This is a genomic window from Humibacter albus DSM 18994, from assembly GCF_000421825.1.
GTDB classification, from domain to species: domain Bacteria; phylum Actinomycetota; class Actinomycetes; order Actinomycetales; family Microbacteriaceae; genus Humibacter; species Humibacter albus.
The window spans coordinates 611,208-627,012 of sequence record NZ_ATXT01000011.1; the positions used below are offsets into that span (position 1 = coordinate 611,208).

Here is a 15,805-nt window from a genome sequence, read left to right on the forward strand (position 1 = left end):
CAGCGACCGCCGATCGCGCCGCACGCTACTGGGCGGCGCGCTCCAGCACGAGCTCGCGCACGCGGGCGGCGTCCGCCTGACCTCTCATCGCCTTCATCACGGCGCCGATGACGGCTCCGGCCGCCTGCACCTTGCCGTCTCGGATCTTCTGCAGCACGTCCGGCTGAGCTGCCAGCGCCTCGTCGATGGCAGCGATCAACGCACCGTCGTCGGAGACCACCTTGAGCCCGCGCGCTTCCACGACCTGGCTCGGCGACCCTTCACCGTCGATCACACCCTCCAGCACCTGACGCGCGAGTCGGTCTGTCAGATCGCCGTTCTCCACGAGCGCGACCAGCTCCGAAACGTGCTTCGGGGACACCAGCTCGCCGGCGGTCGCCCCGCGCGCGTTGGCGACGCGTGAGATCTCGCCGGTCCACCACTTGCGCGCGGCGGCAGGTGACGCGCCCTCGGCCACCGTCGCCTCGACGGCGTCGAGAAGGTCGCCGTTGGCGACATCCTGGAACTCGAGCGCCGTGAATCCCCACGCCTCGCGCAGACGGGCACGTCGCTCGGCCGGCGGCTCCGGGAGTGTGGCGCGCAGCTCCTCGACCCATTCGCGGCTCGGTGCCACCGGGACGAGGTCGGGCTCCGGGAAGTACCGATAGTCGTCGGCATCGGACTTCGGACGCCCCGCGGAGGTGGTGCCGGTGTCCTCGTGCCAGTGCCGGGTCTCCTGCGTGATCGTGCCACCGGCATCCAGGATCGCCGCCTGGCGCTGGATCTCGTACCGCACCGCGCGCTCCACCGAGCGCAGCGAGTTCACGTTCTTCGTCTCGGTGCGGGTGCCGAGCACGTTCGAGCCGCGCGGACGCAGCGACACGTTCGCATCGCAGCGCACGTTGCCCTCCTCCATGCGCGCGTTGGAGACGCCGAGCGCCTTCACCAGCTCGCGGATGTGCGCGACGTACGCTTTGCCGACCTCGGGGGCGTCGGCTTCCGCACCCTCGATCATGCGCGTCACGATCTCGACGAGCGGCACGCCACCGCGGTTGTAGTCCACCAGGGAGTATTCGGCACCCTGGATGCGGCCGGTGGTGCCCAGGTGCGTGAGCTTGCCGGCGTCTTCTTCCATGTGCGCGCGTTCGATGAGCACCGTCACACGACGGCCGCTCTCCAGCTCGACCGTGACCTCGCCGTCGTGCGCGATCGGCTCGTCGTACTGCGATGTCTGGAAGTTCTTCGAGGTGTCCGGGTAGAAGTAGTTCTTGCGCGCGAACCGGGAGCTCTCCGCGATCCCGCAGCCCAGCGCCAGCCCGAGCCGGATGCTCGACTCAACGGCCTGGTGGTTGACCTGCGGCAGTCCCCCGGGCAGGCCGAGGCAGGTGGGGCAGGTATTGGTGTTGGCGCCGGACCCGAACTCGTTCGCGCAGCCGCAGAACATCTTGGTCTTGGTGTTCAGCTCGACGTGCACCTCGAAGCCGAGCACCGGCTCGAACAGCTCGATGGCCCTCTCGTAGTCCATCAGTTCGGCCTTGGCCATCAGACTGCTCCTTCTTCGCTCGCGAACATCTCCGACTGGGCCAGCGACGGCGCCGACTGGAGCAGCGGATGCCCCCACCCGGCTTCGAGCAGCTGCTCGAGCGCCGCACCGACCGTGTAGAGGCGAGCGTCCTCGTGCGCGGGGGCCATGAGCTGCACTCCGACCGGCAGCCCGTCCTCGGGCGCCAGGCCGACCGGGAGCGCCAAGCCGGGCACGCCGGCGAGGTTCGCAGGGATCGTCGTGATGTCGTTGAGGTACATGGCGAGTGGATCGTTCACCTTCTCGCCGATCTTGAAGGCCGTGGTCGGAGCCGCGGGGCTGATCAGTACATCCGCCTGCTCGAACGCGGCAGCGAAATCGCGCTGGATGAGCGTGCGCACCTTCTGCGCGCTGCCATAGTACGCGTCGTAGTAGCCCGCGCTCAGCGCATACGTACCGAGGATGATGCGGCGCTTCACCTCGGCGCCGAACCCGGCATCGCGCGTGGCGGCCATGACCCGTTCGCTGGTGACGGGACCCGATACCGGGTTCACCCGCATCCCGAAGCGCACGGAGTCGAACCGGGCGAGGTTGCTGGAGGCTTCAGCCGGAAGGATGAGGTAGTACGCGGCGACGGCGTACTCGAAGCTGGGTGCGGAGACCTCGACGACCTCGGCGCCCGCCGCGGTGAGCAGCCGGACCGTCTCGTCGAAACGCTGCTTGACGCCGGCCTGGAAGCCTTCCCCGTCGCCCGCGATCTCCTTCACCACGCCGACGCGCAGGCCCTTCAGCGCGTTATCGCGCAGTCCGGCTCGCGCCGCGTCGGCCATGGACGGCCACTCGTGATCGATCGAGGTGGAGTCGCGCGGATCGTGTCCGCCGATCACGTCGTGCAGCAGGCCCGCATCGAGCACGCTGCGCGTGACCGGGCCCACCTGATCGAGCGAACTCGCCAGTGCGATGGCACCGTAGCGGCTCACGCCGCCGTATGTGGGCTTCACACCCACCGAGCCGGTGACCGCAGCGGGCTGGCGGATGGAGCCGCCGGTGTCGCTTCCGAGAGCCAACGGCGCTTCGAACGCGGCCACGGCCGCCGCCGAGCCGCCGCCAGAACCCCCGGGAATGCGCTCCAGGTCCCACGGGTTGTGCGTGGGACCGAACGCGGAGTGCTCGGTGGACGAGCCCATCGCGAACTCGTCCATGTTCGTCTTGCCGAGCGGAATGAGCTCGGCCTCGCGCAGCTTGCGCACCACGGTCGCGTCGTAGGGCGGCACCCAGCCCTCGAGGATCTTCGATCCGGAGGTCGACGGCATGTCCTGCGTGCACAGCACGTCTTTGATGGCCACCGGCACACCGGCGAGCGGGCCGAGCGTCTCTCCGGAGGCGCGGCGGGCATCCACGGCCTTCGCGGTCTCGATCGCACGTTCTGACGCCACATGCAGGAACGCGTGCACATCGGGATCGACGGAGGCGATGCGCTCGAGGTGTGCTCGGGTGGCCTCCTCACTGGAGACCTCGGAGGCGGAGAGCTTCTGCGCCAGGTCGGCGGCAGTGAGCCGGGTGAGGTCGTCCATCATGCCTCCTCACCCAGGATCGGCGCCACGCGGAAGAAGTCGCCCTCCCGCTCCGGCGCGCCGGAGAGCGCCTGCTCCACGGAGAGCCCGGGGACCACCGCGTCGTCGCGGAACACGTTGGTCATCGGGATGGGATGGCTGGTGGCGGGCACGTCGGGCGTGGCCACCTCGCTCACCTTCGCGACCGAGTCGACGATCTGGGCGAGTTCCGCGGTGAGGCTGGTGAGCTCGTCGTCGCTCAGGTCGATGCGGGCAAGGTCGGCCAGATGGCGCACCTGTTCGGCGCTGATGTCGGGCATGCGTCTCCGTTGTTCAGAACTTCGTACGGGATGCCTTCATTCTATTCGTCCGCGAGCAGCGCTCCCCGGGGCCGGACGCCTGCACTCCCGGAAAGGCCGCCGGCGGTGGGAGGGAGATCGCTGCGCGGTGCGCCGAGGACGGGGCGGGAGATCACTCCCCTGACGGCGTCGGAGGCGGGCTCGACGTGGGGGCAGGCGTATCGCCGGGGGTGAGCGGCGTGATCCGCTTCTCGTGTCCGACTCCGAACAGCCCCTGACCCCGCTCGGCGATCAGGTCGTACGCCTCTCGATAGGTGCGCGGCACCTTGGTCTCGTCTCCGCCGTAGTGCGCGATGAGCAGGCCCAGCAATCCGACCCCGGGCGGAGAGAGCGGGCGATCGCCGTCTTGCTCCGGAGCGCTGGCCTCCGGATTCGGCGGCAGCCACTGCGGATGCGTCTGCGGCCACGTGGCAGGCTGGCGCGCCCTCGTCAGTGACACCGCGTTGTCGATGGTCGGCGCGTTCTTGTCACGGTCGGTCAGATGCGGCAGACCGTACTTCTTCGTCAGCGTCGCGATCACCGACGAGTGATGCATGGTCTCGTTGATGATCTGTCCCTTGGCCGTCCACGCGGAGATGGCCAGTGCCGGCACTCGCACGCCGAGCCGGTCGAAGCCGAAGCCCATCTCGGTCTCGCCCATGTTCTTGGACGGCGGTGTTGCCGCGGGCGGCGGAACGTGATCGTAGAGTCCGCCGTGCTCATCGAACGTCACGAACAGCATGGTGTTCATGGCGTTCGAGCCCTTCAGGCTCGCGCTGGTGCGGACGGCCGTGTAGATCTGGTGGAGCAGAGCGTCGCCGGCCCGCACGTCGGAGATCGCACCGCCCGAGATCACCTTGCCGTCGACATCCGTTCGCGTCATCGGCCCGACGGGCGGGTGCATGTCGTTGTGGTCGTACACCAGCCGCGGTTCGATGAACGAGTAGTCGGGCAGTCTGCCGTTCTTCACGTCGTCGTAGAACCGGGTCATGGTGCGGAAGTGGTCGGTCTTCCAGTATTTCTGCAGTGCGGGCGTGTGGATGAAGCCCGTCATGGAGATGAACTGGCGATCGTCGAAGTAGATCGCCCAGGAACGCCCGCCTGCCTGCAGGCGGTTGAAGATCGTCGGCGCGTAGGCGCTCTTGTCGATCCACTTCTTGTAACTCGGCAGCCCGTTCGTGACGAAGCCGTGCGACGTGGACGCGTGGAAGAACGAACGGTTGCAGAACGTCTGAGACGGCACGGCGCAGTGCCAGTTGTCGTAGACAGCGAACTCTCGGGCCAAAGTGGAGAAGACCGGCAGCATCGTCGGATCGAACGCGCCCATGATGTGTCGATACACGTCGAACGCCGGCGCGGAGCCTTTGCGTTCGGTGCGCAGGTGGTCGATGTAGTCGGCCAAGAAGCCGCTCATGTCTGCTTCCGCATCGACGGGCGGAGCGTTGTACGGAGCCTCCATCTCCCAGATCATCCGGTTCGCGTTCTCGGCGGGGTCAAGGGTGCCGAACAGCTGGTGGTTGACGAACGGGTATTCCTCGCCCGGATCGGGATCCGGCTGGCTCATCACGAAGTCGGTGGTGCCGTTGTAGACGTGCGCCGCGATGTCCTGTCCCGTCAGCGGGTCGTGGTTCGTGTCGCGCGCGACGTCGAGGCCGTGGAACTTCTGGCCGCGGGGCGGCTTCTGATCGGCGTAGAGGAACCCGAGGATGTTGTCGAAGGACCGGTTCTCGAACATGACCACCACGAGGTGCTCGAAGCCGGGCTTCGACGGCTCCGGCAGAAGCCCGAGCTCCTTCTCGATCTTCGGATGCACGCTGTCGCGCCCTGCGACAGCACCGACCACGCCGCCGACGACGCCGCCCACCACTCCGCCCGCCGCAGCCCCGGCCGCAACGAGCCCGGCCCCGCGCAGGAACTTGCGCCGCGACGTCGAATCACGTGCAGACCGTTCCGTCGTCTCCTGACCGCTCGACGACTGCCCCGTCGCGTCCGACGCAGCCGTCTCATCGTTGGCTCCGAGCTCACTCGCGGGCTCCGACTTCTGCGGCCTGTGCTCTCCCTCGGCCATTCAGACCTCCCCCTCTGCGCCGTTGTCCTCATTCGAGCGCAGCGGCATCCCCGTCATTCGCAGGCCCGCCGCGCTCGTCAACGACTTCTTCGACCGAGTTCTCCCCGTCGTTGTCGCCCTGGGCGTCTTCGGCGACGCCGCCTTCGTCACCTCCGACCGCCAAGGCGGCCGGCCCGCCCTTCAGAAGCAGTGCGAATTGCGCGGCATCGATGATCCGCAGCCCCAACTGCTCCGCCTTCGTCAGCTTCGTGCCCGCGCCCGGGCCCGCCGCGACGTAGTCCGTCTTCTTCGAGACGCTGGACGCCGCCTTGCCTCCTGCGGCGATGATGGCCTCGATCGCTCCCTCTCGCGTGAATCCCTCCAGGGCTCCGGTCGCCACCACGGACAGACCCGCAAGCGGCCCCGAAGCGTCGCCCGCGTTGCCCGGTCCGGGATGCCCGGGGATGGCGAACGGAACACCCGCAGCACTCCAGTGCTCCACGATCTCGCGATGCCAGTCCTCCTCGAACCAGTCCAACACCGCATCGGCGATGATGCCGCCCACGCCGTCGACCGCGGCGAGCTCGTCTCGGGAAGCCGCGCGGATGGCATCCAACGACCCGAACCAAGACGCCAGCGCGCGCGCCGCGACGGGTCCGACGTGCCGAATGTTCAGCGCCACCAGAAACCGCCAGAGGTCCTTCTCCTTGGCCCTCTCCAGCTCAGCGAGGAGGGTGCTGGCAGCCTCGGAAGCCGTGACCAGCCGATAGTCCTTGCGAATGCCCGCCTTGCGCCGATCCGCCGCGGACATCCCCTCGGCACCCGGCGGATACGTCAACCTGACTTTCTGGAACGGCGCGCGACGCACCGGCAGACCCGTCTTCTCGTCGACCTTCAGCTCACCGGTCTCCACGTCGCGAACCATCACCTGTACGGGCACGATCTGTTCCTCTGTCAGGTCGAAAAGACCCGCCTCGGTCACGAGCGGTGGTTCGGCAGGATGCATCGGCGAGGTCAGAGCGGCGGCGGTCACTTCGCCGAGCGCGTCGATGTCCAGCGCGCCACGAGACCCGATGTGCTCGACGCGGCCGCGCACCTGAGCCGGACACGATCTCGTGTTCGGGCAGCGCAGGTCGATGTCGCCCTCTTTGGCCGGACGCAGTTCTGTGCCGCACTCGGGGCAGTACTTCGGCATGACGAACTCGCGCTCCGTGCCGTCGCGCAGCTCGAGCACGGGACCGAGGACCTCGGGGATGACGTCGCCCGCCTTGCGCAGCACGACGGTGTCTCCGATGAGGACGCCCTTCGCTTTGACGACGTCTTTGTTGTGCAGCGTCGCCTGGCGCACCGTGGAACCGGCGACCTTGGCCGGCTCCATCACCGCGAACGGTGTGGCGCGGCCGGTGCGACCGATCGAGACGACGATGTCGAGCAGCTTCGTGAAGACCTCTTCAGGAGGGTACTTGTACGCGATCGCCCATCGTGGCGCACGGCTCGTGGCGCCGAGCTCGTCGTGCGTCGCGAGATCGTCCACCTTGATGACGACACCGTCGATCTCGTGCTCGAGCGAGTGCCGTCTCTCGCCCATCTCGCCGATGTACGCGGCGACCTCGTCGACGTCGTCGAGCACACGGTTGTGCGGGGACACCGGAAGACCCCAGCTGCGCAGCAACTCATACCCCTGCGACTGGGTCGTCATGGGCGGGTTCTGCCACGCGCCGAGCGTGTGCAAGTACAGCGAAAGCCTGCCCTGGCGCTCCCGCATGAGCTGGAGCTCGTGCTCGCCCTTGTTCTCCCGTCGTTGTCGCAGGCTCCCTGCCGCGGTGTTGCGCGCGTTCGCGAACTCCGGATAGCGGGTCTTGATCTCGTCATCGCTCTTGCCCCTGGCGCGCTGATCCGCTGCGAACTGCTCCTGCAACTGATGCTGCCGCTCGTTGAGGAACTCGAAGTCGACGGTCTTCAGAAACACTTCGCCGCGCACCTCGAAGAACTGCGGCCATCCGGTGCCCTGCAGCCGCTGAGGGATGGCCGGGATCCAGTCCACGTTCTCGGTGATGTCCTCACCCACCGTGCCGTCGCCGCGCGTGGTGGCGGTCTCCAGCACGCCGTCGCGATAGGCGAGGCTGATAGCCAGACCGTCGATCTTCACCTCGGTGAGCCAACGGACGGCGTGACCGGCGGCATCCGCCGTCGCAGCGCTCTCCGTCTTGGCAGCCCAGTCACGCAGTTCCTCGACGCTGAACACGTTGTCGAGGCTCAGCATGCGCTCGGCGTGTCGATGCGGTGGGAACCCGGCGGACGCGACTGCTGCGCCGACCGTCTGCGTCGGGCTGTCCTGGCCCTGCAGCCGCGGGAACTCGTGCTCGATGGCCTCGAGCCGGTGGATGTCCGCGTCGTAATCCGCGTCGCTCGTCAGGCTGCCACCGGCGTAATAGGCCACACGGTTGCGCTCGATGCGCTCGCGCAGCGCCTCCGACTCGGTGCGGGCGGAATCGAAGTCTGCGGGGATGTCCGTCACGTCGCCATCCTAAGAGCGGCCACCGTCATCGAAGCGGCAGCGACGGCCACCTCACCCGGAAGTCGTCCGGCGCCTCCCGGCGACGCCTCGCTCAGGCGGGGACGGCGCTCACCGTGCGGTCGATCGTGCACTGGCCGAGAACGCGGGTTCCGACATAGACGACAGCGCTCTGCCCGGTCGCTACCCCGTTGATCGGCGTCTCGGGACGGATGACGAGTTCCCCGTCACGCAGGACGGCCGTGGCCGGTACGGGATCGGCGTGAGCCCGGATCTGGACCTCGCAGGAGAACGGCGTGGCGGCATCCTTCGGCGGCTGCCCGGCCCAGGTGAGGCGCGAACCGGCGAGCTCGGCGATGTCCAGCGCCTCTTTGGGGCCCACGACGACGGTGTTGTCTTTGGGCCGCACCTCCAGCACGAATCGCGGCCGGCCATCGGGTGCGGGCACCGTGATGCCGAGTCCGCGGCGCTGCCCAATCGTGTACGCCGTCGCGCCCTCGTGGCTGCCGACGACAGCTCCTTCGCGGTCCACGATCCGACCGGGCGCGGACCCCACGTGCTCGGCCAACCAGCCACGGGTGTCGCCGTCCGGGATGAAGCAGATGTCATGCGAGTCGGGCTTCTGCGCCACGGTGAAACCGCGCTCGGCCGCCTCCGCACGCACCTCGGCCTTGGACGGCGTCGCGCCGAGCGGGAACATCGCGTGCGCAAGCTGGTCGGCGGTGAGAACGCCCAGCACGTAGGACTGGTCCTTCGCCCACGCCGCCGCGCGGTGCAACTGACGGTTGCCGTCGGCGTCCGTCACGATGCTCGCGTAGTGGCCGGTGCAGACCGCGTCGAAGCCGAGCGCGAGCGCCTTCTCGAGCAGCGCCGCGAACTTGATCTTCTCGTTGCAGCGCAGGCACGGGTTCGGGGTGCGTCCCGCGGAGTACTCGGCGATGAAGTCGTCCACCACGTCGAGCTTGAAACGCTCGGAGAAGTCCCACACGTAGTACGGGATGCCGATCATGTTCGCCACGCGCTGCGCATCCATCGAGTCCTCGATCGTGCAGCATCCGCGGCTTCCCGTTCGCAGGGTGCCGGGCATGCGGCTCAACGCCAGGTGCACTCCGACCACGTCGTGGCCGGCTTCGACGGCACGCGCCGCCGCCACCGCCGAGTCGACACCACCGCTCATCGCCGCAAGAACACGCATGAGGGCCAGTCTACGAAACGCGCCCTGGGAGCAGGCCTCGACCGTGGTGAGGCTTCCCGCGCACGCGGGTGATCGCCGTCGTGGCTGTCAGGCGCGAAGCCCGAAGGCCGATTCCTGCGTGGCCAGGCCTGCTTTGGATGCCTGAGCGTACGCCGCAGGCAATGCCGCCAGGAACGCGTCGACGTCGGCCTCGCTCGACGTGCGCCCCAACGTGATGCGGAGCGCTCCGCGTGCTTCGTCCTCGGTGCGCCCCATGGCGCGCAGCACGTGCGACGGCTCGGGGATTCCCGCCTGGCACGCGGATCCGGTGGAGACCTCGACTCCTGCCGCATCGAGCAGGAACAGCAGCGAATCTCCCTCGCAGCCGGAGAACGTGAAGTGCGCGTTGGTGGCGAGACGGGCATCGCCAGGCTCGCCCGGCGCCGCCCTTGGCGGCTCGGGGCCGTTCAACACCGCGTCGGGCACGAGTCGCCGCACGCCATCGATCACGCGGTCCCGCAGCACCGTCAGCCGTGCGGACTCCGCGGCCCGATCCGCCTCGGCCGCCGCAGCGGCCACCGCGAACGCCGCCGCCGCCGCCACGTCCTGGGTGCCGCTACGCACCTGCCGCTGCTGTCCGCCGCCGTGCAGCAGCGGCACGATGACGGCGTCGCGCGACAGCACCAGCGCACCGGCGCCGATCGGCCCGCCTATCTTGTGTGCCGAGACGCTCAGTGCTGCCAGTCCCGCACGACCCGTCGACCCCGTCGCGGCCCGGAGTGCGGCGAAGTCGATCGGCAGATGTCCGTAGGCCGAGACCGCATCCAGGTGAACGGGAACCCCCGCCGCCGCGGCGAGTGCGATGATCCGCTGAGCCGGCTGTATCGTCCCGACCTCGTTGTTCGCCCACAGAAAGGTCAGCAGCGCGATCGAGGCGGGCTCGCGCGTCAGCGCCGCCTCGAGCGCGTCCAGGCGCAGGAAGCCACGATCATCAAGCGGCAGCCATTCCACTTCGGCCTCTTCGGAGGCGGCCAACCACTCGACCGTGTCGAGCGTGGCATGGTGTTCGCCCTCCGGCACGAGCACGCGGGTGGCACCCGCCTTGCGGCGCGCCCAGTACAGTCCCTTCACCGCGGCGTTGATCGCCTCGGTGCCTCCGGAGGTGAACACGACTTCGATCCCCTGGCAGCCGAGGGTCGCGGCGACCTGCTCGCGAGCATCCTCGAGCAGTCGCTTGGCGTCTTGACCCGCCGAGTGGATGCTCGCCGGATTGCCGACGCGTGTCAGGGCGCTCGTGTACGCCTCGATCGCCTCCGGCAGGACGGGAGTGGTGGCGGCGTGGTCAAGGTAGACCGGCATAGGAATTACTGTAGGACGCATGCCTGCAGAGGACCCGTTCGCGCTGCTGGGCGTGCATCCCGGTGTGGACGGCGGAAGCATCGGCGTCTATTCGGCGCACGCCGACGAGGTGGAGCTGCTCGTCTTCGACGGCGCGGATGCCCGTTGGCTGGCCGAGCGCATTCCGCTGAACCGCGGAGACGGAGACGTCTGGACCGCGCAGAGCGAGCAGCTGAGGCCCGGCGTGCGGTACAACATCCGGTGCTCGGGGCCCGAAGGGCCCGGGCATCGCTTCGATGCCCGGCGAGTGCTGATCGATCCGTACGCACGCGGTCTCGAGCGGGTCGGAGACCGGGAGTGGCGCTGCGTCGCCCTCGACGGCGCCTTCGACTGGGGAGGAGTCGCCAAGCCACGTGTTCCCCGAGACCACACGGTGATCTACGAGGCGCACGTGAAGGGGCTGACGGCGCTCAACCCCGACATCCCGGAACAGCTGCGGGGCACATATGCCGGGCTGGCGCACCCCGCCACCATCGAGCACCTGCACCGCCTCGGCGTGACGAGCGTCGAGCTTCTCCCGGTGCACGCGTTCATGACTGAGGACCGGCTGCGCCGCCTCGGGCTGACGAACTACTGGGGCTACAACACCCTGAACTTCTTCACGCCGCACGCGCCGTACGCGACGCAAACGGCGCAGGCGGCCGGTGCGGCCGACGTGCTGCGCGAGTTCAAGGGCATGGTGCGGCTGCTGCACGAGGCCGGGATCGAGGTCATCCTCGACGTCGTGTACAACCACACCGCCGAGGGCGGCCCCGGCGGTCCCACGACGAGCCTGCGCGGCATCGACGACGCGACCTACTACCGGCAGAACGACGACGGCTCGTACATCGATACCACCGGCGTGGGCAACACCCTCGACTTCGGCCGACGCGCACCGCGACGGCTCGTCCTCGACTCGTTGGCGTATTGGGCGAATGAGGTGCAGGTCGACGGATTCCGGTTCGACCTCGCCACCGCTCTGGGCCGCGACGAGAACGGCGACTTCAGCAACGATCACTCCCTGCTCACCGCGATCACCGACGATCCCGCCCTGGAGGGTGTCAAACTCATCGCCGAACCGTGGGACATCGGTTCCGACGGGTGGCACACGGGCGGTTTTCCGGACGGCTGGTCGGAGTGGAACGACCGGTTCCGCAACAATGCGCGATCGTTCTGGCTCAGCGACATCGCGGATGCCCGTGCTCACGGTGCGCCCGGCGCCGGCATCGGTTCGTTCGCCACTCGCCTCGCCGGCTCCTCCAACCTGTTCAGTCCGCAGCGCGGTCCGCTCGCCTCGGTGAACTTCATCACCGCTCACGACGGCTTCACGCTCGAGGACCTGGTCTCGTACGACGAGAAGCACAACCTGGGCAACGGCGAGGACAACCGCGACGGCAGCGATGACAACCGGTCGTTCAACCACGGAGCCGAGGGCCCGGCCGACGACGAGGGAATCCGTGCCGCGCGACGCAAGGCGGCCCGCAACCTGATGGCGACGCTCCTGCTCTCGGCCGGCATCCCGATGATCACCGCCGGTGACGAGTACGGGCGCACGCAGTCGGGCAACAACAACGCGTACTGCCATGACGACGAGCTCACCTGGACCCGCTGGGACTGGGACGAGCGGCAACGCGACCGCGCGGCCATCACGACCGAGCTGATCCGGCTGCGCCGAGAGAACCCCGCGCTGCGCCCGGTGCGCTACGGCGAAAGCGGCCGAGTCGTACCGAGCGCGAGCGAGATCGACTGGTACGACGCCGACGGTCAGGTCATGGATGAGCAGGACTGGGACTCCCCGCAGAACCGCACTCTGCAGTATGTGGCTGCTTCCAGCCCGGAGTTCGAGGGACGCAACCGCATTCTGCTCATCGTGCACGGCCTGGAGACCGACATCTCCGTCTCGCTCCCCGAGCACGACGGCGTTGACTGCTACGAACTGCTGTGGGACTCCGCCGACGAGACCGTCGTCACCGGCGCCAGTGAGCATTCCCCCGGCACGAGCGTGGCGATGGGCCCCACCTCGATGAAATTGTTCCGCGCACACGAGCGAGCGGAACGCGACGACTGAACCGTTCGATCACGACGACCGGTCTGCGCTCGCATGACCGGAGCGCGATGACGGGTCGAGCGACCGAGCGGGGAACGATGATGGCGAAGAAGGCCACGGTGGGAACACCGGCCACGCTCGCACTGGCCCGCGCGGGCATCCCGTTCACACCGCACGCCTACGAACACGACCCGGCGGCCGGCTCGTTCGGGCTCGAGGCCGCGGAGGCGCTCGGTGTTCCTCCGGAACGCGTGTTCAAGACTCTGATCGCGCGCGCCGACGCCGTGGTCGTCGTCGGCATCGTTCCGGTCGTCGGCCGCCTCGATCTCAAGGCCTTGGCCGCGGCGGTGGGCGCCAAGCGCGCAGTCCTGGCGGATGCGGCGGTCGCCGAACGCAGAACCGGTTACGTCGTGGGCGGCATCTCGCCGATCGCGCAGAGATCCCGCCTCCGCACGGTATTGGATGCCTCGGCGTGCGACTTCGAGACCGTCTACGTCTCCGGCGGCAGGCGGGGTCTCGACATCGAACTGACCCCGGAAGACCTGATCACGGCGACCGGCGCCACGCTCGCGCGGATCGGCCGCGACTGAGCGTCGTTCCCGGCCGGCGGCGGGCTCACTCGGGGCCGACGACCAGCCCGAGTTCCGCGGGATCGGCCATGGCGGGATTCCGCGGGACGACGCGCACCGTGTAGCCGAACGTGCCGGCAGCCGTCAGCGGCACCACGCCCTCGAATCGGATCGACGGCGCGGGATCGCCGTCCCGCGGCTCGAGCGCGACATACCTCGCGTTCCGGAGCGCACCGTCATCGCACACTCGGCCCACTATCGCTTCGACGGCCACGTCGCCCGGGCCGAGCTCGCCGAGGAGCACGTGCGCGCGCACGCGCAAACCGTCACCCACGCTGGGCAGATCGTCGGGCATGCTGGCGCCGACGTGCGCCACCGAGACACCGTTCCAGGCACCGTGCACGCGCGCCTTCCACCCCGCGAAGTCGCGGGCCGCGGCGAAGTCGTCGGCCGACATCCGCATCGCCGCCCTGTGCGCCGGAACATAGAGATCGTCGACGTATTGCGTCACCATGCGGTCGGCGCTGAGCTGCGGCGACAGGGCCGCCATCGAGTGCCGAACCCGGCGCATCCACTCCGAAGGGATGCCGGCCTCGTCCCTGTCATAGAACCGGGGCGCGATCTCGTTCTCGATCAGGTCGTAGAGCGCGTTCGCCTCCCGGGCGTCCCGCTCCGCCCCGTCGCCGACGGTATCGGCCGAGGGGATCGCCCAGCCGTTCTCGCCGTCGTAGAACTCGGCCCACCAGCCATCGAGGATCGAGAGGTTCAGCGTGCCGTTGAGCGCCGCCTTCATGCCGCTGGTTCCGCACGCCTCGAGCGGTCGCAGCGGGTTGTTCAGCCAGATGTCGCAGCCCGGGTACAGCGTCTGCGCCATGCCGATGTCGTAATCCGGCAGGAACACGAGCCGGCCGCGCACCTCGGGGTGTTCGGTGAAGTCGATCAGCTCCTGAATGAGCCGCTTCCCCTCGTCGTCGGCGGGATGCGCCTTCCCGGCGACCACCAGCTGCACCGGGTGCTCGGGGTCGTTCAGCATGCGGATGAGCCGTTCCCGGTCGTGCAGCATGAGCGTGAGCCGCTTGTACGTGGCGACGCGCCGGGCGAAGCCGATCGTGAGCACGTCGGGATCGAGCACGTTCGCTTTCACGCGGGCACGGGCATCCTGCACCAGGTTCGCGCGCAGTCGGCCGCGCACCCACCACAGCTGTTCGTCGGTGAGTTCGGGCGAGAGCCAGTCCGCGTGCGCCGTGTCGCCCGTGCCGAGAGCCTCCTGCGCGAGCTGCTGCAGCAGCGGATCCGTCCAGGTCGCCGCGTGCACGCCGTTGGTCACGGAGCCGATCGGCACCTCGTCGGCGTCGAATCCTGGCCACAGACCGGCGAACATGGGCCGCGAAACGGCTCCGTGCAGCTTCGACACCCCGTTGGCGCGCTGTGCGAGTCGCAGCCCCATCACCGCCATGTTGAAGACGCCGGGCGTTCCGCCCTCGTAGTCCTCGGCACCGAGGCGCATCACGTCGTCCACGTCCACGCCCGGCACCAGGTCGTGCGGCTCGAAATACCGGCGAACGAGGGATGCCTCGAATCGGTCGATCCCCGCCGCCACCGGTGTGTGCGTGGTGAAGACCGTGCTCGCCCGTACGGCCTCCAGCGCCTGCCGAAGCGTCAGTCCGCCGCGGATCAGCTCGGCGACGCGCTCCAGCCCCTGGAACCCGGCATGCCCTTCGTTCGTGTGGAACACCGTGGGCGACGCCGTGCCCAGCAGCCGCTGTGCCACTCGCAGCGCACGCACCCCGCCGATGCCGAGCAGCAGCTCCTGCCTCAACCGGTGCTCGCCATCGCCGCCGTACAGGCGATCGGTCACCGAACGCAGGCCGTCGTCGTTCTCGGGCACGTCGGCATCGAGGAGCAACAGGCGCACGCGGCCCACCTGCGCCATGCGGATGCGCGCGGTGAGGGTGCGTCCTTCGGGCAGCGCGAGCGAGACGGTCGCCGGTGTGCCGTCCGGATTGCGCAGTAGCGACAGCGCCAGCCCGTCCGGGTCGAAGACCGGATAGCTCTCCTGTTGCCAGCCGGCCGCCGAAAGGGACTGACGGAAGTATCCCGACCTGTAGTACAGCCCGATGCCGAGCAGCGGGACGCCCAGGTCGGAGGCGGACTTCAGGTGATCGCCCGCAAGGATTCCGAGGCCGCCCGAGTATTGCGGCAGAGCCGCGGTGATGCCGAACTCGGGCGAGAAGTACGCGATCGCCTCCGGAGCCTCGGCGAGGCTCTGGTACCAGCGCGGTTCGTCGAGGTAGCGGCGCAGATCCTGAAGCAACGCGTCGGCCCTCGCCACGTAAGCAGGGTCGGCGGCGAGCGCCTCGAGCCGATCCGTCCCGACGGAGCTGAGCAGCGCGAGCGGATCGTGTCCGCTGCGCGTCCACAGCACATCGGAGATCTCGCGGAAGAGCTCGCTGGTCGGCTCGTGCCACGACCAGCGCAGGTTCGAAGCGAGCTCTTGCAGTGCGCTCAGCGCCGCGGGGAGGGCGGGACGAACCGTGAATCGACGTAAGACCTTCACGAGGCGAAACCCTACCCACCGCTCATGACGAACTCATGCACGCGCATCCGAGTGCATGGCAGCTTTGTCGTGACGGGCATTGTCGTGGCGGGCATTGTGGTGGGGGGCATTGTCGAGCGGCATTCTC

The 15,805-nt window shown here is 68.7% G+C and carries 10 protein-coding genes; 2 read left to right on the forward strand and 8 right to left on the reverse strand.

The features are described from left to right. Positions 1-25 precede the first annotated feature (25 nt). From gatB to H623_RS0104345, 7 genes are all read right to left on the reverse strand, one after another. Positions 26-1,522 carry an Asp-tRNA(Asn)/Glu-tRNA(Gln) amidotransferase subunit GatB gene (gene gatB / locus H623_RS0104315; protein ID WP_022899717.1) on the reverse strand — a complete coding sequence of 499 codons (1,497 nt, stop codon included), beginning with the start codon at positions 1,520-1,522 and terminating at the stop codon, positions 26-28. Next, complete coding sequence (gene gatA, locus H623_RS0104320) at positions 1,522-3,075, reverse strand: Asp-tRNA(Asn)/Glu-tRNA(Gln) amidotransferase subunit GatA (RefSeq protein ID WP_022899718.1); 1,554 nt, start codon at positions 3,073-3,075, stop codon at positions 1,522-1,524. Before gatA ends, gatB begins: the two co-directional genes overlap by 1 nt. Further along, positions 3,075-3,374 (reverse strand): Asp-tRNA(Asn)/Glu-tRNA(Gln) amidotransferase subunit GatC, encoded by a 300-nt coding sequence (gatC, locus tag H623_RS0104325; protein WP_022899719.1) that lies wholly within the window; start codon positions 3,372-3,374, stop codon positions 3,075-3,077. Before gatC ends, gatA begins: the two co-directional genes overlap by 1 nt. A 151-nt stretch (positions 3,375-3,525) precedes the next feature. Next, positions 3,526-5,460, reverse strand: coding sequence for an alkaline phosphatase family protein (locus H623_RS17705; protein WP_022899720.1), 1,935 nt, complete (start codon positions 5,458-5,460; stop codon positions 3,526-3,528). A gap of 28 nt (positions 5,461-5,488) precedes the next feature. Continuing rightward, positions 5,489-7,957, reverse strand: coding sequence for an NAD-dependent DNA ligase LigA (gene ligA, locus H623_RS17710; RefSeq protein WP_022899721.1), 2,469 nt, complete (start codon positions 7,955-7,957; stop codon positions 5,489-5,491). A gap of 91 nt (positions 7,958-8,048) precedes the next feature. Beyond that, on the reverse strand, positions 8,049-9,149 hold the full coding sequence (gene mnmA / locus H623_RS0104340) for a tRNA 2-thiouridine(34) synthase MnmA (RefSeq protein ID WP_022899722.1): 1,101 nt from the start codon (positions 9,147-9,149) through the stop codon (positions 8,049-8,051). Between the two features lie 87 nt (positions 9,150-9,236). Next, a complete protein-coding gene (locus H623_RS0104345) occupies positions 9,237-10,487 on the reverse strand; it encodes a cysteine desulfurase family protein (RefSeq protein WP_022899723.1) in 1,251 nt (416 codons plus the stop codon). A 19-nt stretch (positions 10,488-10,506) separates the two neighbouring features. Between H623_RS0104345 and glgX the strand changes: the two genes are divergently transcribed. Both glgX and ybaK read left to right on the forward strand, forming a co-directional pair. Further along, entirely contained in the window at positions 10,507-12,573 is a 2,067-nt protein-coding gene (glgX, locus tag H623_RS0104350) for a glycogen debranching protein GlgX (protein ID WP_022899724.1), read from the forward strand. 77 nt (positions 12,574-12,650) lie between these two features. Next, positions 12,651-13,142: a Cys-tRNA(Pro) deacylase gene (gene ybaK, locus H623_RS0104355; protein ID WP_157560879.1), complete on the forward strand. Its 492-nt coding sequence runs from the start codon at positions 12,651-12,653 to the stop codon at positions 13,140-13,142. A 25-nt stretch (positions 13,143-13,167) separates the two neighbouring features. On the opposite strand, the gene glgP is transcribed toward ybaK, so the two are convergent. Next, positions 13,168-15,678 (reverse strand): alpha-glucan family phosphorylase, encoded by a 2,511-nt coding sequence (glgP, locus tag H623_RS0104360; RefSeq protein WP_022899726.1) that lies wholly within the window; start codon positions 15,676-15,678, stop codon positions 13,168-13,170. Between the last annotated feature and the right edge of the window lie 127 nt (positions 15,679-15,805).

Excerpts from the sequence above, each read along its gene's own strand:
- gatB (WP_022899717.1), bottom strand. The coding sequence starts at position 1,522 with ATGGCCAAGGCCGAACTGATGGACTACGAGAGGGCCATCGAGCTGTTC.
- gatA (WP_022899718.1), bottom strand. The coding sequence starts at position 3,075 with ATGGACGACCTCACCCGGCTCACTGCCGCCGACCTGGCGCAGAAGCTC.
- gatC (WP_022899719.1), bottom strand. The coding sequence starts at position 3,374 with ATGCCCGACATCAGCGCCGAACAGGTGCGCCATCTGGCCGACCTTGCC.
- H623_RS17705 (WP_022899720.1), bottom strand. The coding sequence starts at position 5,460 with ATGGCCGAGGGAGAGCACAGGCCGCAGAAGTCGGAGCCCGCGAGTGAG.
- mnmA (WP_022899722.1), bottom strand. The coding sequence starts at position 9,149 with ATGCGTGTTCTTGCGGCGATGAGCGGTGGTGTCGACTCGGCGGTGGCG.
- H623_RS0104345 (WP_022899723.1), bottom strand. The coding sequence starts at position 10,487 with ATGCCGGTCTACCTTGACCACGCCGCCACCACTCCCGTCCTGCCGGAG.
- glgX (WP_022899724.1), top strand. The coding sequence starts at position 10,507 with ATGCCTGCAGAGGACCCGTTCGCGCTGCTGGGCGTGCATCCCGGTGTG.
- ybaK (WP_157560879.1), top strand. The coding sequence starts at position 12,651 with ATGATGGCGAAGAAGGCCACGGTGGGAACACCGGCCACGCTCGCACTG.